The organism is Acidimicrobiia bacterium (assembly GCA_035651955.1).
Classification (GTDB): domain Bacteria; phylum Actinomycetota; class Acidimicrobiia; order IMCC26256; family JAMXLJ01; genus JAMXLJ01.
The window spans coordinates 92,727-115,398 of sequence record DASRES010000086.1 but is presented as its reverse complement, the minus strand read 5'-3'; the positions used below and the strand labels follow the sequence as shown (position 1 = coordinate 115,398).

Sequence of the window (22,672 nt, the reverse complement as noted above, 5' to 3'; positions counted from 1 at the left end):
TTGCGGTGCGGGAGCCGGCCGGCGAGGGGCGCGCGCCGCCGACGCGACCACCGCGCGACGGTCACGCCGGCCCGCGTGCCGGCCTCGCGATGCCGACACTGGGATCCGCACGTTGCATCGGCGCGATGCGGCCGCGTTCTGTAGCGGTCGCGGCAGATTTTTCGCGCGCTCCGTGTGGGATCAGGGCGCGCGACGGGCGGCGTCCACCAGGGCACCCGCGAAGCGCCGGGCACCCGACGAGTAGACCGGGCAGGCGCCGACGACGCCCCGGTCGGCGTGCGCGTCGCCCGGGCACAGGTGGATGCCGTCGGCCGAGCGGACGACGATCCGCCCGTCGACGCAGCCGAGGCCGGGGCTGTCGCCGGGCCCGCACGGCAGCGTGTCGGTGAAGCGCCCGTGTTCGAGGACGCTCGCGCCGACGTCCGCGACGACCATCCCCGACCGCGACCTCGCGACCGAGCGGGCCGCGGCCGTGAGCTGCCGGACCGCATCTGCGCCGGCCCGCGCACGAGGGAGCGGCGCGATCGCCCACACGAGGGGCACGTGCACACGCGCCGCGGCCTCGACTGCGGCACGGATGTCGGCCTTCCAGCGCGCGCCATAGGCGGACGAGCCGGGCACGAGCTGACGGCTGCGCCCGTCACGCATGCACGGCGTGAACGAGTTCCCGGCGAACTCGAGCACGACGACCCGCGGGCGACGCGTCGCGAGGTCGTGGCGCAACGCGCCCAGCTCGTCGCACAGTGCGAGCCCGCCGAACGAGGTCACCTGCGCGCGCAGGCCCGCTCGCGCCGCGGCCGCGACGACCGCGTCGCTCGCCTCCCAGGCGAGCGAGTCGCCGTACACGACCACGTCGGGCGCACCCGGCGCGGCGTGCACCGGGGCCACCTCCGCGGCCTGCACCGCGGGCAGCGCCGCGTTCGCGACGGACGCGGCCGCGATCACCGCGCCCACGATCGTCGTGGCGATCACTACCGGGATGAGTGTGCGACGCACCCGCGAGCGATCGGCACGCGCATGCGCCACCCTGAACGCGAACTCGGCGATCACCTCGGCTCCCTCGGGCCGGGCCGTCCCGCGCTCCGCGCACGGCCCGGCTTCGTCCGCACTCACCTCGGCTCCCTCGGGCCGGGCCGTCCCGCGCTCCGCGCACGGCCCGGCCTCGTCCGCACTCAGTACCCCGCGCCGGCGTTGGCAGGCCGCGTGGCGCCGCCCGGGTTGGTGCCGTAGATCGTGATCGGCGTGCCCACCGGGACCTGCGGGAACAGCCAGTCCTGGTCCCAGTCGTGGGTGCGGACGCAGCCGTGGCTCCCGGGATACGGCGGGACGATCGCCTCGCCGTGCATCGCCCAGCCCTGCAGGAAGTACAGCGGCTTGTACAGCGTGCCGAGCGGCGCCACGACCGGCGCGGCGACGGCCCGGTACACGGTGTAGGGGCCGGTCGGGGTGTACGCGACCTGCTGGGCCGACGAGCCCGGCTCCGTGTAGGAGCGGCCGCTGCCCGTCGAGACGTCGAGGATCGTGACCGGCTGGCCCGGCACGACGACGAACGCGATCTGCCGATCGAGGTCGACCTCGATGTGCGGCTGCGGCGACGTGCTGCGCGGCCCCGCGCCGGTCGGCGATCGGAGGCGCGCGCGTACCGCGGAGCCGACCACGCCGTCACGGGGCAGGCCCTCGTGCTTCTCGAACGCCGTGCCCGCGCCGGTCGTCTGCGCGCCGAACACGCCGTCGGCCGGGCCGGGTCGGTAGCCGAGCGTCGTGAGCCGTTGCTGGACCTGCGTCACCGCGGGCCCGGTGTCGCCGGCCTGCAGCAGACCGGACTCGTCGGGCGGCGCCGCGACCGTCGGCGCGAGCAGGTGCTTCGACCGCCACGCGTCGACCATCGCGACGAGCGTCGCGGCGACGTCACCCGTGTTCGGCGTGTCGACGTGACGGTCGCGCTGCAACGCGCGCACCGCGGCGGTGGTCGCGGGCCCGTAGTTCCCGTCGATCGTGCCGTGGTAGTAGCCGAGCTCGGTGAGGACGGTCTGCAGGCCGCGCACGATCGTCGGCTGCTGGCGACCGGTCGCGGTGCGGAGCGCGACCGCGGTCGCCTGGTCGAACGCGCCGTTCGCGGGCAGGCCCTTCGATCGCTGGAACTCCTCGATCGCGCGTGTCGCGCGCGCGGTGAAGCCGCTGTCGAGATGGCCGACGTGGTAGCCGAGGCGCGTGAGCTCGTCCTGCAGCAGGTACGCGATGTCGGCGATCGGCTCCGGCACGTTGCGCAGCAGCGCGGGGACCGTGGTCGTCGTGGGCGCGCGGGACGAGCGCGACGACCCGCTCCCGCACCCTGCGACGAGGGCCGGGAGCACGACGAGCGCGAGCACGAGCGCGCCCGTCGTTCGACGTTGCCGTCCTGCCGTCATGTCCCACCCTGCTCGGCGCGATGTCCGACCCTGCTCGACGCGCCCGCGGGTGAGACGTCTACACCGCGGCTTTGGCCCCCGGCAGGACGCGGTAGGCGTCGTAGACGGAGTCGACGCGCTTGATCGCACCGATCATCGAGTCGAGGTGGCCGGGGTCGGCCAGCTCGAAGTCGAACCGGAGCTTCGCGACGCGATCCGCGCTGGTCTGCGAGTTGCAGCTCAGGATGTTGACGTGATGGTCGGACAGCACCTGTGAGACGTCGCGCAGGAGCTTCGACCGGTCGAGCGCCTCGACCTCGACGGACACGACGTAGGTCGCCGGCTGGTCGTGGTCCCACTCGACCTCGATGAGACGGTCGCCCTGGCTGGCCTCGAGCTGCGACGCGTTCGCGCAGTCGGCCCGGTGCACCGAGACGCCTCGGCCGCGTGTCACGAACCCGATGATCTCGTCACCGGGGACCGGGGTGCAGCACCGCGACAACCGCACCATGAGGTCGTCGAGGCCCTCGACGTGGACACCGACCGTGCGGTGCTCACGCCCCCGCGACGCGCGCGGTGGCCGTCGCGCGGTGACCGGCAGCTGCTCCTCCCCGCCGCGCAGCTCGCGCTGGATGCGCTGCACGACGGCCCGCGCGGAGACGTGCCCCTCGCCGATCGCGGCGTAGAGCGCGTCGAGATCCGCGTAGTGCATCGCGCTCGCGACGTCGGTGACGACGCTGCTCCGCGCGAGCTTCTGGACCGGGAGGCCCTCCTTGCGCATCGCCTTGGTGAGCTCGTCGCGACCGGTGTCGATCGCGTCGGTGCGGCGCTCACGGGAGAACCACTGGCGGATCTTGCTGCGAGCGCGGGGCGTCTGGACGAACTGCAGCCAGTCGCGGCTCGGCCCCGCGCCCTCGACCTTGCTCGTGAAGATCTCGACGGTGTCGCCCGACACGAGCTGCGAGTCGAGCGGGACGAGCCGGTTGTTGACGCGCGCGCCGATGCAGCGGTGCCCGACCTCGGTGTGGATCGTGTACGCGAAGTCGACGGCCGTCGCGCCGGCCGGGAGCGTGATGACCTTGCCCTTGGGCGTGAAGACGAAGACCTCGTCCTGCTCGAGGTCGATCTTCAGCGACTCCATGAACTCGGCCGGATCGGACGTCTCCTGCTGCCAGTCGACCATCCGTTGCAGCCACGCGAGGTCCTCGGCCGGCGACGCCTGCTCCTTGTAGCCCCAGTGCGCGGCGATGCCGTACTCCGCGCGCCGGTGCATCTCGTGCGTCCGGATCTGGACCTCGACCGGCTTGCCCTGCGGCCCCACCACCGTCGTGTGCAACGACTGGTAGAGGTTGAACTTGGGCATCGCGATGTAGTCCTTGAACCGGCCCTGCACCGGCTTCCACAGCGCGTGGATCGACCCGAGCGCGCCGTAGCAGTCCTTCACGGAGTCGACGATGACGCGCACGCCGACGAGGTCCTGCACGTCGTCGAACTCCTTGCCGCGCACGACCATCTTCTCGTAGATGGACCAGTAGTGCTTCGGACGGCCCGTGACCTCGGCGGTGATGTGCAGCTCGGCGAGACGCGAGCGCAGCGCGTCGAGGACGAGCTCGAGATGGTCCTCGCGCTCCGGTGAGCGCGTCGCGACCATCTGCTCGATCTCGGCATAGCGCTTCGGGTGCAGCACCGCGAACGCGAGGTCCTCCAGCTGCCACTTGACGTCCGCGATGCCGAGCCGGTGCGCGAGCGGCGCGTAGATGTCGAGCGTCTCCTGCGCGATGCGCAGCTGCTTGGCCTCGGGCAGCGACGCGATCGTCCGCATGTTGTGGAGGCGATCGGCGAGCTTGATGAGCAGGACCCGGATGTCCTTCGCCATCGCCACGAGCATCTTGCGCAGCGTGGCCGCCTGCTGCTCCTCCTTGGAGTCGAACTGCAGCCGGTCCAACTTGGTCACGCCGTCGACGATCGCCGCGACGTCCGCGCCGAACGCGGCCTCGATGTCGTCGCGGGTGACCACGGTGTCCTCGACCGCGTCGTGCAGCAGCGCGCCCGCGAGCGTCACGTCGTCGAGGCCGAGGTCGGCGAGGATCATCGCCACCCCGAGCGGGTGCGCGATGTAGGGCTCGCCCGAGCGGCGGACCTGGTCCGCGTGGGCGTCGCGCGCCACGTCGAACGCCCGCTCGATGAGGTCGGTGTCGCTCTTGCGATGGTGCTCGTGGAAGGCGGCGACGAGCGGCGCGACGGCGACGTCGACGTGGTGCCGCCGCCACGGCAGCACGGAGCGCCGGTCGATCCGCTGGTCGGTGGTCGAGATGCTCACGGGGCTTCCGATGCGTGCGTCATGCCTCGTACGTCAACATCGTGTGGAGCTCGTACCCTTCCAGCTTCGACCGGCCGCCCAGGAAGCCCAGCTCGAGCAGGAACGTCAGGCCGACGACCTCGCCGCCGAGCCGCTCGACGAGCCTGACCGTCGCCTCGGCGGTGCCACCGGTCGCGAGGACGTCGTCGCACACGACGACTCGCTCACCCGGCGCGACCGCGTCGCGGTGGATCTCGAGCAGGTTGCTGCCGTACTCGAGCTCGTACTCCTCGCGCTCGATCTCCCACGGCAGCTTCCCGGGCTTGCGCACGGGCACGAACCCGGCGTCGAAGCGGCGCGCGAGAGGCGCGGCGAGCACGAAGCCCCGGGCCTCGACGCCGATCACCTTGGCGACGCCCTCGCCGTCGAAGGGCTCGGCCAGGTTGTCGACCACGAACGCGAAGGCCCGCGCGTCGGCGAGCAGCGGCGTGATGTCCTTGAAGACGACCCCCGGGCTCGGCCAGTCGGGGATGTCCCGGATCAGTTCCTTGAGGTACGGCACGCGCTCGATCACGCCAGTCTACGGGCCCCGCCCCTCGCTTCTGTGAAGGCTCATCCACACATCGTGTGGTTCACGCTTCCCAAAACGGGCGGGGGGCGGTCAGCGACGCTTGCGGCGGCGTTGCTGGCGCGGGCGGGGCGTGACCCCGCCGGGCTGGCGCGGGGCCGGCGCGGGACGCGCCGCGGCGGCCGCGCGCGCGGGTTCCGCGACGGGCTCCCCCGGCGGCTCGAGCGCGGCTTCGCCGTCGGGCTCGACGTCGGGCTCGACGTCGCGGACGGCCGGTGCCGCGGGCGCCGGCGTCTCGACGGCTGCGGAGCGCGCCCGCAGCGTCTCGGCCCGCTCGCGCATCGTGCGGTAGCGCGGCTCACGCTCCTTCCACCACGCGAGGATCGGCGTCGCGACGAAGATGGACGAGTACGCACCGGTCAGCAGACCGACGAACAGGGCGAGCGCGAAGTCCTCGAGCGCGATCGCACCGAGGATGTAGCTGCCGACGACCAGCAGCGAGAACACCGGCAGCAGCGCGACGAACGAGGTGTTGAGCGAGCGCATCAGCACCTGGTTCATCGAACGGTTCGCCATCGCCGAGTACGTGTCGCCCTTGATCGTCCCGAGCGTCGGCACGTTCTCCTTGATCTTGTCGAACACGACGACCGTGTCGTACAGGGAGAAGCCGAGGATCGTCAGGAACGCGACGACCGTCGCCGGCGTGACCTCGAACTGCGTCAGCGCGTACACGCCGACGGTGACGACGATGTCGTGGAGCACCGCGAGGATCGCGGCGACGGCCATCTTGAACTCGAATCTGAAGCTGAGGTACAGCGCGATCAGCACGAAGAAGACGATGAGCGCGCGCAGCGCCTTGCTGCTGACCTCGTGGCCCCACGTCGGCCCGACACTGTTGATCGTGACGGCGCTCGGCGCGATGTGCGCGTACTTGGCGAGCGCGTCCGTCACCTTGTTCTCGGTCGTCGCGTCGACGTTCTTCGACTGGACCCGGACCTTGTTGTTGTTGACGATCAGGATCGTCGCGTCCGGGACGATGGACTGCACGGAGCTGCGCACCGAGCCCGACGACACGTGGGCGCTCTTGGCCTGGAACTCCCACTGCGTGCCGCCCTTGAAGTCGATGCCGAGGTTGAGGCCGCGGACACCGAGTGAGATCAGGCCGATCAGGATGATCGTGCCGGACAGGAGCGCCCACCGCCACGACCGGCCGACGATGTCGAAGTGCGTCCGCTCGTGGAAGATGTCGGAGATCGTGTGCCGGCCACGCTTCTCCGTCGTGTCGGGCGCAGTCTGCGTCGCGGTCGTCATACGGTCGCCTCGCGGACGTCGAGGCCGGCCGCGATGCCGAGCGGACCGGTCACGAGGTTCCGGCGACGCGCGAGCAGCACGACGACGGGGTGCATGAAGAAGTAGGCGATGACGAGGTCGAGCAGCGTCGAGAGGCCGAGGAAGAACGCGAAGCCGCGCACCGAGCCGACCGCCAGGACGTACAGCGCGCCGGCGCTCAGGAGCGAGACGAGGTCTGCGGCGACGATCGTCTTGAACGCGCGCGTGAAGCCGTGGTCGAGCGACGACCGGATCGTCTTGCCGCTGCGTACCTCGTCCTTCAGGCGCTCGAAGTAGACGACGTACGAGTCGACCGTGACACCGACCGACACGATGATGCCCGTCACACCGGCGAGCGACAGCGTCAGGTTGACCGAGTTCCCGAGATACGTGACGAGCGTGTACAGCGCCATCCCCGACAGCGCGATGCCCGCCCAGACCACGAGCCCGAGCAGCCGGTAGTAGAAGAGCATGTAGCCCGCGACGAGCGCGAGGCCGATCACGCCGGCGATGAGGCCGGCGCGCAACTGGTCGGAGCCGAGCGTCGGCGAGACGTTCTCCGACGTGAGCTGCTTGAGCTGCACGGGCAGCGCGCCGAAGCGCAGCAGCCGGGCGAGGTCCTCGGCCTCGCTCTGCGTGAAGCTGCCCGAGATGCGCACCCCGTTGTTGTCGAAGTGCGACGTCTGGAACGCGGGCGCGGACTGCACGACGCCGTCGAGCGTGATCGCGACCTGGTTCGTGGGTGCGGGCTGGCCGTACTGCTTCGCCGCCATCCCGTTGAACGCGTCGAGCCCCTTGCTGTTCAGCTTCACGTCGACGCCCCAGCCGTCGCCGCCCTGCTGGTACGACGCCTGCGCGCTGCTGACGCCCTTCCCGGTCAGGGCGGCGGGACCGAGCTCGTAGATGATGTCGGGCTGGCCCTTGATGTGGCGGCCCGGCAGCACGACGGTCGCGTTGGCCTTGTCCTGGTCGAGCGGGGTGATCGGGGGCAGCGCGCTCTGCGCGGGGGCGGTGGTGGTCGTCGTCGCGGCCGTCGACGGTGTGGTCGTCGGCGTCGCAGCGGTGAGCCGGATGGGCGGCAGCGTCGCGCCCATCGACTGCTTCTTCGTCGTCGACGTGGTGGCCGGCTTCGTCGTCGACGTCGTGCCGGGCTTCGTCGTCGACGTCGTCGACTTCGGCTTCGAGCTCGACTTCGTCGGGGCGGCCGTCTCGTTCAGCACGGGACGGAACCGCAGCTCGGCGGTGCGACCGACGAGCCGCTGCGCCTGGGCGCGGTCCTTCACGCCCGGGAGGTCGACGACGATCGTCTTGCCCGTCCGCGTGATCTGCGGCTCGGCGACACCGAGCGAGTCGACACGGTTGCGGATGATGTTCACCGCCGTGTTGAGCGTGTCGTTCGTGGTCTTGCCGACGGGCGCGAGCACGACCGAGATCCCGCCCTGCAGGTCGAGGCCGAGGACGGGCGTGTTGCCGCTGAGCAACGTCGCGAGGAACGTGCCGATGACGACCACCAGGGTCCCGACGAGGAACCAGACCGATCGACGCATGCGGTCAGGCGGCGGGTTCCGCGGGCTGGCTCACGCGCTGGGAGATCGCGCCCCGAGCGATCTTCACGATCACGTTCGGCGCGATCTGCAGCTCGGCGGTCGTGTCGGTCAACGCGAGGATCGTGCCGAAGATCCCCGAGGTCGTCATGACCTCGTTGCCGACCTCGAGGCTGGCGACGAGCGCTCGGTGGGCGCTGGCCTGCCGTCGCTGGGGAAGGACGATGAGCACGAAGAACGCCGCGACCAGGATGACGAGGTAGATGAGGGCAGCCATCACCGATTCCGCGAGGACTGGGGAACGCGGGCGATGGTAGCGCGCCCCTGGTGAGCGGCCCGCGCAGCGATGTCTCGCTCGTGGCCGCTTCGCGGCCGGGTCGGGGGGCCACGCTTCCGCTCGGCTCTGCCTCGCTCGCTCAGGCGTCGAACAGTGACGACGCGCCCGGCTCGCCGGGCGGTGGTGTCATGCCGAGGTGCGCGAACGCGGCCGCGGTGGCGCGCCGGCCGCGCGGCGTCCGCTGCAGCAGACCCTGCTTGAGCAGGAACGGCTCGTAGACGTCCTCGACGGTGTCGGCCTCCTCCCCGACCGTGACCGCGAGCGTGCCGAGACCGACGGGCTGGCCCGCGTGCGTCCGGCACAGCGCGACGAGGATGGCCCGGTCGACCTTGTCGAGGCCCCGCTCGTCGACCTCGAACAGCGCGAGCGCCGCGCGCGCGGTGTCACCGTCGACGGTGCCGTCCCCCCGGACCTCGGCGTAGTCACGCACGCGCTTCAGCAGGCGGTTCGCGATGCGGGGGGTGCCGCGCGCACGGGACGCGATCTCGGTCGCGCCGTCGGCGAGGAGCGGCACACCGAGGATGTGCGCGGAGCGTTCGAGGATGGCGACGAGGTCCTCGGGCTCGTAGTAGTCGAGCCGCGCGACGAGCCCGAAGCGGTCGCGCAACGGGCCGGTGATGAGCCCGGTGCGGGTCGTCGCGCCGACGAGGGTGAAGCGCGGCAGGTCGAGACGGATCGAGCGCGCCGACGGGCCCTTGCCGATCACGATGTCGAGCTGGAAGTCCTCCATCGCGGGATAGAGGTACTCCTCGACCGTGCGCGGCAGGCGGTGCACCTCGTCGATGAACAGGACGTCGCCGTCGTCGAGGTTGGTGAGGATCGCGGCGAGGTCGCCGGCCCGCTCGAGCGCCGGACCGCTCGTGACCCGTAGGTGCGCGTCGAGCTCGTTGGCGATGATGCCCGCGAGGCTCGTCTTGCCGAGACCCGGCGGCCCCGCGAGCAGGACGTGGTCAGCGGCCTGGTGCCGCTTGCGCGCCGCGCCGAGGAGGATGTCGAGGTGCTCCTTGATCGGGCCCTGCCCGACGAACTCCGCGAGACGCCGCGGCCGCAGCGTCGTCTCCTCCGCGGCCTCGACCGGGTCGGCGACGGGCTGCATCAGCTCGTCACGCACGCGCCACCGCCAGGAGCTTGAGCGCGTCGCGCAACAGGTCCTCGACCCCCGCGTCGTCGGCCAGCTGACCGAGGACGTCGCGGATCTCGTCGCCGCCATAGCCGAGACCCGCCAAGGCCTCGCGCACCTCGGCGCGCGCGCTCGACGTCGAACTCGGGGATCCGTCGGCGAGGTCGAGGTCGGGAACGTCGAGCCGCGCCTTGAGCTCGACGAGGAGGCGCTGCGCGGTGCGCTTCCCGACGCCGGGCACGAGCGTGAGCGCGTCCAGATCGTCGTCGACCAGGGCGCGCCGCAGCGCCGCGGGCGGGTGCACGGAGAGGATCGCGAGCGCGAGCTTCGGGCCGACGCCCGTCGCACCGATCAGCGTCTCGAACGTGTCGCGCTCGTCTCGGGTGGGGAACCCGTAGAGCACCATCGCGTCGTCACGCACGTGGAGATGGGTGAAGAGGAACGCGGGGGCACCGGGATCGAGCTCGGGGACGGCGCGCAACGTGACGAGCACGCGGTAGCCGACTCCGCCGACCTCGACGAGCACCTCGCCCGTCGTCGCGCGCTCGAGCACCGTGCCGCGAACCGAGCCGATCATGATCTCGCCTCCTGTTTCGCCAGCGCGGCCTCGACCGCGCGCGTGAAGCCGTCCGCCGTGCCGTCCGCGGACGGGATGCGCGCGCGCCAGAGATGGCACAGCGCGAGGGCGAGCGCGTCGGCCGCGTCCGGCGGCTTCGGTGGCGCACCGAGCGCGAGGAGCCGCGTCACCATCGCCTGCACCTGGACCTTGTCGGCCCCGCCGTACCCGGTGACCGCGAGCTTCACCTCGTTCGGGCTGTAGTGCACGACCGGCACGCCGGCGCGCGCCGCGACGACGAGCGCGATCCCGCTCGCCTGTCCGACCGACATCGCGGTCCGCACGTTCGCCTGGAACAGCACGCGCTCGACCGCCACCGCCGCCGGTCGGAGCTCGCGCACGAGGTCGTCGAGCTCGCGCTCGAGCTGCGCGAGACGGGTCGCGAGCGCGTCGGCGGCCGGCGTGCGGATCACGCCGTACGCGAGCGCGGTCGCGCGGGTACCGCCCTGCACCGCGCCGTAGCCGCAGCGCGACAGCCCGGGATCGATCCCGAGCACCGCCCCGTCGAACACGAGTTCGATCCTACGGGGCTCGCTCGTTCGGGGCGCGGACCGTCAGCCCTCGCTGCGACGACGGCGGCGACGACGGGCGCGCCCGACGAGCAGCAGGGCGAGCACCGCGGCGAGGACGGGCGCGAGCCGCTTGAGCAACGGCGTCCCGCTCACCGCGAGCAGGTCGACCGGCTCGGGCTCGACGGACTCGATCCGGCGGGCGCCGTTCGTGCTCGCGTCGACGTCCTGCGGCGCGCTCGACGACGGCGCCGCGAGACCGGGCCCCGGGATCTCGCTCGCCGCGGCTGCGTCGCGCTCCTGCGCCTCGAGGTCGATGACCTCCTCGTCCTCGTCGGTGTCGCGGCCACCCAGCACGTCACGCTCGAGGTTCTCGACGAACTGCGCGAGCAGCTTCGACGACACGTCGCCGATCACGCCCCGCCCGAACTGCGCGACCTTGCCGGTGATCGACAGGTCGGTGTCGATGTGGACCTGCGTCCCCCCGTCGACGGGTTCGAGCATCGCGGTGACGGTCGCCGACGCGTTGCCCTGCCCGCGCGTGTCGCGGCCGCTCGCGGAGATGACGGCGCGGTGCGCGTCCTCGTCCACCTCGGCGAAGCGGGCGGCGCCCTTGTACTGCGCGGTGATCGGCCCGACCTTGACCTTCACCACACCTCGATACTCGTCGCCCTCGACCTCCTGCAGCGCGGCGCCGGGCATGCACGGCGCGATGCGCTCGATGTCGAGGAGGAGCCGCCACGCCTCCTCGACGGGGACGTTCACCCGGAACTGGTCCTCGATGCGCATCGCTGCTCCATGGCTCGCAGGTCGTCGAGCGTGTCGACGTCGGACGGGTCGCCGGTGCCGTCACACGGCACCTCCACCGCGCCGTGACGGCGCAGGAGGGCACGCGCACCGACGTCGCCCTCCAGCCGCATGGCCTCACCCCACCGGGATCGGCCGAGCAGCACCGGGTTGCCCCGCACGCCGCCGTAGGTCGCCACGGCGAGATCGGCGCCGTCATGGTACGCGGCCGCGAGACGGCGGTAGGCGTCCGGACCGACGAGCGGCTGGTCCGCGAGGCCGATGCACACCGCGCGGATCGACGGACGCCCCGAGAGCGCAGCCAGCGCGGCGCGCAGGCTGTGCGCGATGCCGCGCGCCCACTCCGTGCTGACGACGACCTCGACGTCGCCCCGCGCGTGCGGCGCGACGTCGTCGCCGTGGTTCCCGACGACGAGCACGACGGGCGTCGCGCCGCTCGCGACCGCGGCGTCGAGCGCCCACTCGACGAGGGAGCGTCCCTGGAGCTCGAGCAACGGCTTGACGACGTCGTCGCCGGCGCGGCTCCCGCGCCCCGCGGCGAGGATCGCGGCCGCGACGGTCACGAGCGCTCAGCCCGCGGCTTCCTCGAGCGCGCGGCGGGTGAGCACGCGCGCGAGGTGCTCGCGGTACTCGACGCTCGCGTTCAGGTCCGCGGGCGGCTCGGTGCCCTCGGCCGCGTGCTGCGCGGCGTCGGCCACCGACGCGCCGGCCGTCAGCGCCTCCTCGACCGCGCGCGCACGCACCGGTGTCGACCCCATGTTGACGAGCGCGACGCGCGTCGACCCGTTCCGCACCGCGACCGCGCCGACGATCGCCCAGTCCTGCTTGCGGCGCTGGAACTTCTGGTACGAGAAGCCCGTCGCGCCGGTCTTCGGGACGCGGATCTCGGTGAGGAGCTCGTCCGGCTCGAGCGCGGTCTCGAGGAACCCACGGAAGAAGTCGGTCGCCGCGACCGTCCGTTCACCGGCGCCACCGCGCACGAGGAACGTCGCGTCGAGCGCGAGCAGCGCGGCCGGCAGGTCCGACGCGGGGTCGCCGTGCGCGACGGAGCCGCCCAGCGTGCCGCGATGGCGGACCTGGTTGTCCCCAACCTGCGCGGCGACGGCACGCAGGACCCCGCACTGGTCGCGCAGCAGGTCGGACGTCTCGAGATCACGGTGACGCGTGAGCGCGCCGATCGCGACGTGGTCTCCCGCGTCGCGCACGTACGAGAGGTCGCCCACGCGTCCGACGTCGACGAGCACCGCCGGTGTGGCGAGACGCAGCTTCATCAGCGGGATGAGCGACATGCCGCCGGCGAGGAGCTTCGCGTCGTCGCCGTGCTCGCGCAGCGCCGCGAGCGCGTCGTCGGCCGACTCTGCACGGACGTACTCGAACGCGGCGGGGATCACCGCGCGCTCCCGGCAGCCGCGCTCTCGGCGCTCCCCGCAGCCGCGAGCACGGCCTCGACGATGTTGTGGTAGCCGGTGCAACGACACAGGTTGCCCTCGAGCCCGTCGCGCACGTCCCGCTCGGTGGGGTTCGGGATCTCCTCGATCAAGGACACCGCGGCCATCACCATGCCGGCGGTGCAGAAACCGCACTGCAGCCCGTGGTGCTCCTGGAACGCGCGCTGCACCGGGTGCAGCTCACCGTCGGCGGCGAGACCCTCGATCGTGGTGACGCTGCGCCCGTCGGCCTGGGCGGCGAGCATCGTGCACGACTTCACCGACTCACCGTCGACGAGGACCGTGCACGCGCCGCACGAGGACGTGTCGCAGCCGATCTTCGTGCCGGTCAGACCGCAGGCGTCGCGCAGGAACTGGACGAGCAACGTCCGCGGCTCGACGTCGTGCTGCTGCGCGACGCCGTTCACCGTGATGGAGGTCTGCATCTCCGGGACACTACGTCAGCCACTGCGGCTGGGGCCCACACGCTCCGGTCGCACGCGTAGCATGACGCGACGTTCGCGCTCCATCGCGGCGCGGTAGTCGTCCCAGTCGGGGTGCTCGCCGGCGACGGACCGGTAGTACTCCACGAGGTGGCCCATCGCGTCGGGCAGCTCGACGATCTCGACCGGCCCCTCGATCTGCACGAAGGGACCGAAGAACCGGTCCGTGAACACGCACAACGAGCACCACGGCTCGCGACGAAGGTTCTTCGTCTTCATCGCCGTCTCGCGCGTGCTGACGACGACCATGCCGTCGCGGTCGACGCCGCACGCGACGGGCGAGAGCTGCGGGCGGCCGTCAGCGCGCATCGTCGCGAGCACGGCGTGGTGATGCTCGCGGACGAAGGCGAGTGCCTCGGCAACATCCACGCGTCACACCCCGTCCAGCACGCGCTCGAGGTCGCGCGGCTTCTTGAAGATGGCGCGGACCGCGGCGACGAGCTTCCAGCGAACGACACCCTGCGCGTCGATCACGAAGACCGAGCGCTTCACCTGCACGCGGCTCCCTCCCTTGACGCCGTAGCTCTCCGCGACGCTGCCGTCGACGTCGGCGAGGAGCGGGAACGTGAAGTGCTCCTGCTCGGCGAAGCGTTCGTGGCTGTCGACGTCCTGCGGCGAGATGGCGAGCACGACCGCACCCGCGTGCTCGAAGACCGCGATGTCGTCGCGGTACGAGCGCAATTGCCGCGTTCAGCCGGGGGTGAAGTCGCCCGGGTAGAACGCGAGCACGACCTTGCGGCCGCGGTACTCGGAGAGCGTGAAGTCGCGGCGGTTGCCGCTCTCGACGCCCGGCAGCGTGAAGTCCGGCGCGGGCTCACCTACCGACACGCTCATGCCATCACCGCCTGCAGGACGTTGTCGGGGATGTCGAAGTTCGCGTACACCGCCTGGACGTCGTCGTGGTCCTCGAGCGCGTCGACGACACGCAGCACCTGCTTCGCGGCCTGCTCGTCGCCCAGCGGGACGGTCTGCGTCGGCAGCATCGTGAGCTCCGCGGACGTGATGGCGATGCCCGCGCCCTCGAGCGCCGTCCGCACCGCGTGCAGGTCGCTCGGCGGCGTGGTCACCTGCCACGTGTCGCCCTGGTCGGCGATGTCCTCGGCGCCGGCCTCGAGCGCGGCGAGCATCAGGTCGTCCTCGGATGCGGCCGACTTCTCGACGATGATCACGCCCTTGCGCTCGAACTGCCACGCGACGGCACCGGGCTCGGCGAAGTTGCCGCCGTTGCGGTTGAAGACGTTCTTGATCTCCGCCCCGGTGCGGTTGCGGTTGTCGGTGAGCGCCTCGACGTACAGCGCGACGCCGTTCGGCGCGTAGCCCTCGTACGTGACGGCTTCGTAGCGCACGCCGTCGAGCTCGCCCGTGCCGCGCTTGATCGCGCGCTCGATGGTGTCGACGGGCACGGAGTTGTCGCGCGCCTTCTGCACCATCGTCCGCAGCGTCGCGTTCGCCTCCGGGTCGCCGCCGCCCTCGCGCGCCGCCACCTCGATCTGGCGGATCAGGCGCGCGAAGAGCTTCCCGCGCGCCTGGTCGGCCGCGCCCTTCTTGTGCTTGATCGAGTGCCACTTGGAATGACCGCTCACGTCTTGACCTCCTGCAAGAAGAGCTCGTGGAGGCGCAGGTCGCCGGAGAGCTCCGGATGGAAGCTCGACGCCCAGATCGAGCCGTGCCGCACCAGGACGGGCACGCCGTCGTGGCGGGCGAGGACCTCCACGTCGTCGCCGGTGCGCTCGACGTACGGCGCCCGGATGAACACGCCGCGGAACGGGCCGCCGCGCAGGCCGTCCACGTCGAGGTCCGCCTCGAAGCTCGCGACCTGCCGGCCGTAGCCGTTGCGCCGGACGCGCAGGTCGAGGACGTCGAAGCCGTGCTGGTCGGCGCGACCGTCGACGACCTCGCGCGCGAGCAGGATCATCCCCGCACACGTACCGAACGTCGGGACGCCGTCGCGCACGAGCCCGCGTACGGGCTCGAACAACCCGGACGAGTCGAGCAGCTTCGCCATCGTGGTCGACTCGCCACCGGGGAGCAGCAGCGCGTCGACGCCGCTCAGCTGGTGCGGCTGCCGGACCTCGACGACGTCCGCGCCGAGCGCGTCGAGCACCTCGCGGTGCTCACGGAACGCACCCTGCAACGCGAGAACAGCGAGCTTCACCTGGGGGCACCTGGGTCATCACGGCGGTTGCGGTCACCAACCACGCTCGGCGAGCTTGACGTCGAGCGTGCCGATCTCGTCGCCGCGCATCGCGTCGCCGAGGCCGCGCGAGACCTTGGCGATGATCGCAGGATCGGCGTAGTGCGTCGTCGCCTCGACGATCGCCTTCGCGCGCGGCGCGGGGTCGGCGCTCTTGAAGATGCCGCTCCCGACGAAGACGGCCTGCGCACCGAGCTGCATCACGAGCGACGCGTCGGCGGGCGTCGCGATCCCGCCCGCGCAGAACAGCGGGACCGGCAGCTCGCCGCGCTCGGCCACCTCCTGCACGAGCTCGACCGGCGCGCGCAGCTCCTTCGCCCACGTGAAGAGCTCTTCGGGTGTCGCGACCGTCAGCTTCTTGATGTCACCCAGGATGGAACGGAGGTGGCGGACGGCCTCGACGATGTTGCCGGTCCCCGCCTCGCCCTTGCTGCGGATCATCGCCGCGCCCTCGGAGATGCGGCGCAGGGCCTCGCCCAGGTTCGTCGCGCCGCACACGAACGGCACGGTGAACGCCCACTTGTCGACGTGGTGCGCCTCGTCGGCGGGCGTGAGGACCTCCGACTCGTCGACGTAGTCCACGCCGAGCGACTCGAGCACCTGCGCCTCGGCGAAGTGGCCGATGCGGCACTTGGCCATGACCGGGATCGTGACCGCGGCCTGGATGCCCTCGATCATCCCCGGGTCGCTCATGCGGGCGACGCCACCGTCGCGGCGGATGTCGGCGGGGACCCGCTCGAGCGCCATGACCGCGGCGGCACCGGCGTCCTCGGCGATCTTCGCCTGCTCCGGGGTGACGACGTCCATGATGACGCCGCCCCGCAGCATCTCGGCGAGACCCCGCTTGACGCGGGCGGTACCCGTGGCGCGCTGCTCCGACATGCTGTCCATGCTACCGGCCGGGTCCGGCGCGGCCGGAGGCGTTCACCTTGTGTGGATTCGCCGGGCTATGGCGGGAAGATCCGCACAAGATCGCGAGTCAGCGGGTGCGGCGGCCGTACTGCACTTCGTCGACAGGGGCACCTTCGCCGGTCCGCCAGTCCGTGACGGTGTCGGTGCGCGTCTCGCCGGTGAGCGAGAAGCCGGCCTTCTCGTAGAAGCGGCGCGCCCGCCCCGCGCCGCGTGGTGTCCACAGCACGACGGAGATCGCGTCCGTCGCGAGCGCGTCGAGCAACGCGGCCATCAATGCGACGGCGGCTCCGGTGCCCCACACGTCGGGATGCGCGTAGAAGCCGCGCACCTCCGCGGTCGTCGGCTCGTCCGTCGGCGCGCCCTGACCGAACGCCCGCACGACACCGCCGACCTCCGCGACGAGCAACACGTTCGGTGGCCGGAGGTTCCGCTCGATCGAGTGTCGCCAGCCTGTCCGGCGTGATGCGCCCGAGCGGGCCAGGAACTCCGGATCGAAGAGGTGGGCGAACGCCTGCTCCCACGCCGACGCGTGCGACTCGCCGATGCCGTCCGCGTCGTCACGCGTCGCCGGCCGGATGGTCACGCGTTCGACGGCCATGACGAATGGTCGCACCGCGGCGGGACGCGAGGCCGACGATTTTCGATCGCGACCAGTCGCGCACCCGACTCGCGCTTCGATGAAGCGTGAGTCGGTCCATGACCGACTGTTGCTTCAGTGAAGCGTGAGTGACATCGGCGAGCGGTCCCGCGGGAACGCGCGCCGCGCGCTACCCGCCAAGGGTGACGCCGCCAGCCGCGAGCTCGACCCAGGTACGGCCGGGCGCGAGCAGGATCGGGTTCCCGCTCGCGTCGACGAAGTGCGCGGGCTGCGCGAGTGACGACCGGACCCACTGACCCTGCGCGACCTTCCCGCCGCTGAACACCCAGACGGGCCCCTGCCCCACCGTCTGCCCCGTGGCGCCTGACGCGCCCGCCGCGGGCGTGTACGCGATCTGCTGCACGACGACGTTCGCCGGCGCGACCTGCACGCCGTCCGCCATGACGAACGGCTTGGACCCGTACGCGCGCTTCCACGACCCCGACGCCACGTCCCACGTGTACGTCGGGTCGTACGAACGATCGGGCGACTCGTCGACCGTGAACGACGCGACCGGTTGACCGGCGAACGCGGCACCCGGCGCGAGGTACTGGAACAACGCAGGCGGCGGGATCGGCGTGCCGCCGCGCGCCCAGAACTTGTCGGGGTGCCCGTACAGGTTGTGCGGCGCGGGACGCGACGACACGCGGAACATCGCCGGTCCGGCGCCGTCCTCGTCGAGCGCGAGCACGGGCGCGGCCCTGATCGCGGCGACCTCCGACGCCACGCCGCCCGAGTAGGCGAAGATCCCGCCGACCGGCCACACCAGGCTCGGGTCGATCGGGCGCACCGAGCGGATCGGTCCGACGGGATCGGTGTCGGTCGATTGGAAGATCGCGAGGAACCGCGTGATCCCGCCATCGACCACCTCGTCGTACACGACGTCGGCCCGGTCGAGGCCGGCCTGCGGACGGGCCTGCGGCGTGTTCTCGACCTTCACGTCGAGCGCGGCACGGTGCGCGCTCGCACCCGTCGGGTCCGGGAGTCCGGTGAGCGGTGCGACGGGCGGCGCCGCGACCGTCGTCGGCGTGACCGCCGACGAACGTCTCGACGCGTGCTTCCCGTTCCCACCGCACGCGGCCGCGCCGACGACGGCGAGCACGGCCGCCACGACGACACCCGTCCTCCGCACCTACATCTCCTTGAGAACCTTGATGCGGTCCTCGAGCGGCGGGTGCGTGTCGAACGCGCGGTTTAGCCAGGACCCCTTCTTCCCCTCGCCCCGGTCGAGCGGCGACTCGATCCAGAGCTGCGCGGTCGCTCGCGTCGCGTGGTGGACGACGGCCTGGTCGTCGCGCAGCTTCTCCAGCGCGGAGACCAACCCGGGCGGGTAGCGCGTGAGCTGCACGCCGCTCGCGTCGGCGAGGTACTCGCGACGCCGGCTCATGGCGAACTGCATGAGCTGAGCGATGATCGGCGCGAGCGCGAGCAACGCGAGCGCGCCGATCGCGAGCACGGCGCCGAGCGCGCCGGCGTCGTTGTTGTCGCGACGCCCTTCGCGCATGCCGCCCCAGAACATGAACCGCAAGCCGATGTCGGCGAGGAGCGCGACGGCGCCGACGGCTGTCACCGCGATCGTCGAGACGAGGATGTCGTAGTTCTTCACGTGGCTGAGCTCGTGGGCGAGGACGCCCTCCAGCTCGACGCGGTTCATCATCCCGAGGAGACCTGTCGTGACCGCGAGCGCGGCATGCTTCGGGTCGCGGCCCGTCGAGAACGCGTTGGGCGCGGGATCGTCGACCACGTAGAGACGCGGCACCGGCAGCCCCGCCGCGATGCACAGGCCCTCCACGAGGTTGTGGTAGCGCGTGTACTCGGGTCCGTCGGCCGGGCGCGCGCGGCTGGCGGCGAGCGCGATCCGGTCCGAGTAGTAGTACGAGCCCCACGCCATCGCGACCGCGATGACGATCGCGACCGCGAGCCCGATCCAGCCGAAGCCGAGCAAGTAGTTGAACGCGACGGCGACGGCCGCGATCAGCAGCGCGAAGATCGCAAGCAGGTAGAAGGTGCGGCGCTTGTTGCGCGCGATCTGCTCGTACAGGGCGGTACCTCGCGGGTCTCGAGCCGAGGATCAGGTCAGAACTGGACCTGGACCGGGGCCTCGTCCTCGGGCGCGGCGTCGAAGTACTCGCGCTTCGTGAAGTTGAACATCCCGGCGATCATGTTGCGCGGGAACGTCGCGATGCCGTTGTTGTAGCTCAGCACGCTGTCGTTGTAGAACTGCCGCGCGTACGCGATCCGGTCCTCGGTCGACGTCAGCTCCTCCTGGAGGTTCAGGAAGTTCTGGTTGGCCTTGAGGTCGGGATACGCCTCGGCCACCGCGAACAGTGACCGCAGCGCGCCGCTCAGGGCGTTCTCCGCTTGGGCCTGCTGCTGCGGTGAGCCGCCCTGACCGGCGCTGATCGCGTTGGCGCGCGCCTGGGTGACCTGGTCGAGCGTGCCGCGCTCGTGCGCCGCGTAGCCCTTGACGGTCTCGACGAGGTTCGGGATGAGGTCGTGACGGCGCTTCAGCTGCACGTCGATCTGCGAGTACGCGTTGTCGATGCGGTTGCGCGCCCGGACGAGACCGTTGTAGCTGACCGCGAAGATGAGGAGCAGCAGCACGACGATCACGCCGATGACGATTCCGGCTATCACCTGGTGCCTCCAGACACGAGGGGTGTGCGTCCATTGTACGGACGGGTCACGGCCGGCCTCGCGCGATCGCGGCGTCGTACACGGGCAGATAGCGCTCGGCGAGCCGGTGCATCGAGAACTGCGCGGCACGCCGCTCACCTGCGGCGACGAGCTCCGCGCGCCGGCCCGGGTCGTCGAGCACCGCGCGCAACGCGTCGCGCAACGCGTCCGGGTCGTCCGGCGGCACGAGCACGGCCTCGTCGGCACGCGCGACGTTGCGGTAGCCGTCGATGTCCGACGCGACGACGGTCGCGCCGGCGGCCATCGCCTCGAGCAGGACGATCCCGAACGACTCCTGACGCAACGACGGCGCGCAGAACGCGGTCGACGCGCGCAGGCGTGCCGCCTTCTCCGCCTCCGGGATCGTGCCGAGCCACTCGACGCCCGGGATGCCCCGCGCGCGCAGCTCGTCGGTCTCGGGCCCGTCACCCGCGACCCAGAGCGCGGCGTCGCGGTCGAGCTCCGCGAACGCGTCGAGCAGCACGCCGAGTCCCTTGCGCGGCTCGTGACGGCCGATGAACAGGATCGCGGGGACGTCCGTCGGCCACGGGTCGGCCTTCGCGTAGCGCTCCACCTCGACGCCGTTCGGCAGCACCCAGAAGTGACCGCCGATGGCCTGCGCGGCCGAGACGCGCGCGGCCTCGGACACCGCGGTGCGCACGGACAGCTGCTTGCTCGCGCTGCGGATCGCGGGCCGGAACCAGCGGTACAGGCGGATGCCGTCGGACCGTGAGGCGTGGAACGTCCCGACCGACGGGACGTCCGAGCCGAGCAGCGCCGCGATCGTCGGTCCCGGGACCATCGGCTCGTGGAGGTGCAGGACGTCGGGTCCGAACGCGTGGATCGCGTCGAGCGTCCGCCGCGTCACGTCGCGTCCCGCGGCGACCGGTGAGATGGAGCCGTTGCTCGGGATCGCCGCGCTCGGCCCGACGGTCACGACGCCCGGTTCGGGCGGCGGGCCGTCGCAGGGCGCGATGACGCGCGCGTCGTGGCCGAGCTCGCGCAGCGCCCGGGCCAGGCCGAGCGCCTGGACCTGGACCCCGCCCGGTGTCGAGAGCGAGTACGGGCAGATCATCGAGACCCTCACGGCGCGCTCCGCGCCGTGTCGGTCTCACGGTCGCTGGGCCAGTTGGGCTGCATCAGGTGCCACTGCTCGGGCGCGGCGCGGATGAGCTCCTCGAACCGGTGCGCGAGGTCCTGGGTGATGCGGCCGACGTCGTCACGCAGGCGCCCAGTCCGCCCGCAGGGCAGCGGGGGGCCGATCCGCGCGAGATGGTGGCCACGGGGCCGAAAGTAGACCGCGACCGGCACGAGGGGCGCACCCGTCCGCAGGGCGAGCGTCGCGGGCCCGGCGGGCAGCGTGGTCTTCTCGCCGAAGAACGACACCTCGACGCCGTCGCCGCTGAGGTCGCGATCGGCGAGGAGGCACACGACGCGGTTGTCGCGCAACGCGCGGGCGACCGTGGCCGCGGCGTCGGGGCCGAGCGCGACGACGTTCATCCCCATGGCGGCGCGCACCTCGACGAACCAGTCGAACAGCTCGGCCGGCTCGACCCGCTCGACGACCACCGTCGGCGGGTAGCCGCGGGCCGCGAGCCACGCGCCCGCGAACTCCCACCCGCCGACGTGCGGGAGGACGAGGATGACCCCGGTCCCGGCCGCGATCGGGTCGGCGATGTGCTCGAAACCGTCGGCCTCGAAGCGCTCCTCCAGCGAGTGCCGCGCGTCGAGCGGCAGCCGGAACAGCTCCTGCCAGTAGCGGCCGTACGAGTCATACGTCGCGAACACGGCCCGCCACGCGTCCCAGCCGTGCAGCGGTCCGCGCACGCGCGCCTGGTTGCGCAAGACGCGCTCGCGCTCGTCGACCGCGAACACCGCCTTCACGCGCGCCGCGCCGCGCGCGATCCCGCGGCCGACGGAGTCGGGCAGCGCCTGCGCGATCGCTGCCGCGCCGCGATACGCGAGGTACGTGACGCGAGAGCCCTCCCCCGCCCCGCCCGGTTCGGCCATGCGACTGGGTCAGGGGCGCGGCCGGCGACGAGACGGGCCGGCCTGCTGGCGCCACCGCCACCGCTCACCGGGTGGGCGCCGGGCCTCCCACCACTGCGCGAACCGGCGGGGCGGCGACTCGACCAGGTCGAGGTCCTCGTCACCGGCACGGCGCCGGTGACGGGTCACGCGCAGCCCCCGGTGCAGCGGCGCACCGACGGTGGGCTCCTGACCCGGCGGTGCGGACGCCTGGCGCCACACCATCACGAACCGCTGGATCGCGGTGAACCCGCCCAGCACGACCATGACCCACAGGACCGGCGTGAGGACGTCGAACGCGAGCCCGACGCCGAGCAGCACGAGCCGCTCGGCCCGCTCCATCAACCCACCCCGAGCGGTGAAGCCGAGGCTCTCGGCCTTCGCACGCTCGTAGGAGATGAGCATCGACAGCGCGGCCGCGGCCAACGCGAGGATCGGCAGCTGCGCGCTCCGGTGCGACAGGTACCACGCGACGCCGCCCAGGAGCACGGCGTCGGAGACGCGGTCGCTCACGGAGTCGAAGAAGGCGCCGCGCGGTCCGGCCCGTCCGCTGTGGCGGGCGACGGTGCCGTCGAGGATGTCGGGGATGCCGGTCGCGAAGAGGCCGACGAGCCCCCAGATGAGGTAGCCGTTCCCGATCAGGACTGCGGCACCCACCGCGCACGCGAGGCCGACGACGGTGAGCCAGTCGGCCGTGACGCCCGCGCGCACCAAGGAGCGACCGACGGGCTCGAGCGCCCGTTCGACCTTGGCGCGCCAGCGGACGTCGAGCATTGCGG

General features: G+C 72.0%; 26 protein-coding genes. All 26 read right to left on the bottom strand.

What is annotated here, in order from left to right; all coding sequences use genetic code 11:
• Positions 1-180: 180 nt before the first annotated feature.
• The 26 genes from VFC33_18980 to VFC33_18855 all read right to left on the bottom strand — a co-directional run bounded on the left by VFC33_18980 (position 181) and on the right by VFC33_18855 (position 22,667).
• Entirely contained in the window at positions 181-972 is a 792-nt protein-coding gene (locus VFC33_18980) for a hypothetical protein (GenBank protein HZR15328.1), read from the bottom strand.
• Between the two features lie 200 nt (positions 973-1,172).
• Positions 1,173-2,408, bottom strand: coding sequence for a L,D-transpeptidase family protein (locus tag VFC33_18975; GenBank protein ID HZR15327.1), 1,236 nt, complete (start codon positions 2,406-2,408; stop codon positions 1,173-1,175).
• Between the two features lie 58 nt (positions 2,409-2,466).
• Positions 2,467-4,707 carry a bifunctional (p)ppGpp synthetase/guanosine-3',5'-bis(diphosphate) 3'-pyrophosphohydrolase gene (locus tag VFC33_18970; protein HZR15326.1) on the bottom strand — a complete coding sequence of 747 codons (2,241 nt, stop codon included), beginning with the start codon at positions 4,705-4,707 and terminating at the stop codon, positions 2,467-2,469.
• 19 nt (positions 4,708-4,726) lie between these two features.
• The gene (locus VFC33_18965; GenBank protein ID HZR15325.1) at positions 4,727-5,260 is read right to left on the bottom strand and encodes an adenine phosphoribosyltransferase; all 534 of its coding nucleotides are present in this window, start codon (positions 5,258-5,260) and stop codon (positions 4,727-4,729) included.
• 87 nt (positions 5,261-5,347) lie between these two features.
• Complete coding sequence (secF, locus tag VFC33_18960; GenBank protein ID HZR15324.1) at positions 5,348-6,565, bottom strand: protein translocase subunit SecF; 1,218 nt, start codon at positions 6,563-6,565, stop codon at positions 5,348-5,350.
• The gene (gene secD, locus VFC33_18955; protein ID HZR15323.1) at positions 6,562-8,130 is read right to left on the bottom strand and encodes a protein translocase subunit SecD; all 1,569 of its coding nucleotides are present in this window, start codon (positions 8,128-8,130) and stop codon (positions 6,562-6,564) included. Before secD ends, secF begins: the two co-directional genes overlap by 4 nt.
• A gap of 4 nt (positions 8,131-8,134) precedes the next feature.
• Positions 8,135-8,404, bottom strand: a complete 270-nt coding sequence (yajC, locus tag VFC33_18950; GenBank protein HZR15322.1) for a preprotein translocase subunit YajC — start codon at positions 8,402-8,404, stop codon at positions 8,135-8,137.
• A 139-nt stretch (positions 8,405-8,543) separates the two neighbouring features.
• The gene (gene ruvB / locus VFC33_18945; GenBank protein ID HZR15321.1) at positions 8,544-9,560 is read right to left on the bottom strand and encodes a Holliday junction branch migration DNA helicase RuvB; all 1,017 of its coding nucleotides are present in this window, start codon (positions 9,558-9,560) and stop codon (positions 8,544-8,546) included.
• Positions 9,561-9,567: 7 nt separating this feature from the next.
• On the bottom strand, positions 9,568-10,161 hold the full coding sequence (gene ruvA, locus VFC33_18940) for a Holliday junction branch migration protein RuvA (protein HZR15320.1): 594 nt from the start codon (positions 10,159-10,161) through the stop codon (positions 9,568-9,570).
• Positions 10,158-10,712, bottom strand: a complete 555-nt coding sequence (ruvC, locus tag VFC33_18935) for a crossover junction endodeoxyribonuclease RuvC (GenBank protein HZR15319.1) — start codon at positions 10,710-10,712, stop codon at positions 10,158-10,160. The genes ruvA and ruvC overlap by 4 nt, the downstream gene beginning before the upstream one ends.
• A 42-nt stretch (positions 10,713-10,754) precedes the next feature.
• Entirely contained in the window at positions 10,755-11,498 is a 744-nt protein-coding gene (locus tag VFC33_18930; GenBank protein HZR15318.1) for an SRPBCC family protein, read from the bottom strand.
• Positions 11,471-12,079, bottom strand: a complete 609-nt coding sequence (locus VFC33_18925; GenBank protein HZR15317.1) for a nucleotidyltransferase family protein — start codon at positions 12,077-12,079, stop codon at positions 11,471-11,473. The genes VFC33_18930 and VFC33_18925 overlap by 28 nt, the downstream gene beginning before the upstream one ends.
• Before the next feature lie 6 nt (positions 12,080-12,085).
• Positions 12,086-12,907, bottom strand: a complete 822-nt coding sequence (locus VFC33_18920; GenBank protein ID HZR15316.1) for a xanthine dehydrogenase family protein subunit M — start codon at positions 12,905-12,907, stop codon at positions 12,086-12,088.
• Positions 12,904-13,389 (bottom strand): (2Fe-2S)-binding protein, encoded by a 486-nt coding sequence (locus VFC33_18915; protein HZR15315.1) that lies wholly within the window; start codon positions 13,387-13,389, stop codon positions 12,904-12,906. Before VFC33_18915 ends, VFC33_18920 begins: the two co-directional genes overlap by 4 nt.
• Positions 13,390-13,404: 15 nt before the next feature.
• Positions 13,405-13,815 (bottom strand): PPOX class F420-dependent oxidoreductase, encoded by a 411-nt coding sequence (locus VFC33_18910; protein ID HZR15314.1) that lies wholly within the window; start codon positions 13,813-13,815, stop codon positions 13,405-13,407.
• A gap of 3 nt (positions 13,816-13,818) precedes the next feature.
• Positions 13,819-14,280 carry a peroxiredoxin gene (locus VFC33_18905; protein HZR15313.1) on the bottom strand — a complete coding sequence of 154 codons (462 nt, stop codon included), beginning with the start codon at positions 14,278-14,280 and terminating at the stop codon, positions 13,819-13,821.
• Positions 14,277-15,029 (bottom strand): YebC/PmpR family DNA-binding transcriptional regulator, encoded by a 753-nt coding sequence (locus tag VFC33_18900; GenBank protein HZR15312.1) that lies wholly within the window; start codon positions 15,027-15,029, stop codon positions 14,277-14,279. Before VFC33_18900 ends, VFC33_18905 begins: the two co-directional genes overlap by 4 nt.
• A complete protein-coding gene (gene pdxT, locus VFC33_18895) occupies positions 15,026-15,601 on the bottom strand; it encodes a pyridoxal 5'-phosphate synthase glutaminase subunit PdxT (GenBank protein HZR15311.1) in 576 nt (191 codons plus the stop codon). Before pdxT ends, VFC33_18900 begins: the two co-directional genes overlap by 4 nt.
• A gap of 33 nt (positions 15,602-15,634) precedes the next feature.
• Positions 15,635-16,522, bottom strand: a complete 888-nt coding sequence (gene pdxS, locus VFC33_18890; GenBank protein HZR15310.1) for a pyridoxal 5'-phosphate synthase lyase subunit PdxS — start codon at positions 16,520-16,522, stop codon at positions 15,635-15,637.
• 97 nt (positions 16,523-16,619) lie between these two features.
• Complete coding sequence (locus VFC33_18885) at positions 16,620-17,150, bottom strand: GNAT family N-acetyltransferase (protein HZR15309.1); 531 nt, start codon at positions 17,148-17,150, stop codon at positions 16,620-16,622.
• 169 nt (positions 17,151-17,319) lie between these two features.
• Entirely contained in the window at positions 17,320-18,321 is a 1,002-nt protein-coding gene (locus VFC33_18880; protein ID HZR15308.1) for a DUF3048 domain-containing protein, read from the bottom strand.
• On the bottom strand, positions 18,322-19,134 hold the full coding sequence (locus VFC33_18875) for a M48 family metallopeptidase (GenBank protein HZR15307.1): 813 nt from the start codon (positions 19,132-19,134) through the stop codon (positions 18,322-18,324). It abuts the gene before it with no gap.
• A gap of 131 nt (positions 19,135-19,265) precedes the next feature.
• Positions 19,266-19,826 (bottom strand): LemA family protein, encoded by a 561-nt coding sequence (locus VFC33_18870; protein ID HZR15306.1) that lies wholly within the window; start codon positions 19,824-19,826, stop codon positions 19,266-19,268.
• Positions 19,827-19,872: 46 nt separating this feature from the next.
• Positions 19,873-20,952, bottom strand: coding sequence for a glycosyltransferase family 4 protein (locus VFC33_18865; protein HZR15305.1), 1,080 nt, complete (start codon positions 20,950-20,952; stop codon positions 19,873-19,875).
• Positions 20,949-21,875 (bottom strand): phosphatidylinositol mannoside acyltransferase, encoded by a 927-nt coding sequence (locus VFC33_18860; GenBank protein HZR15304.1) that lies wholly within the window; start codon positions 21,873-21,875, stop codon positions 20,949-20,951. The genes VFC33_18865 and VFC33_18860 overlap by 4 nt, the downstream gene beginning before the upstream one ends.
• A gap of 9 nt (positions 21,876-21,884) precedes the next feature.
• Positions 21,885-22,667 carry a CDP-alcohol phosphatidyltransferase family protein gene (locus VFC33_18855; GenBank protein HZR15303.1) on the bottom strand — a complete coding sequence of 261 codons (783 nt, stop codon included), beginning with the start codon at positions 22,665-22,667 and terminating at the stop codon, positions 21,885-21,887.
• Positions 22,668-22,672: the final 5 nt, after the last annotated feature.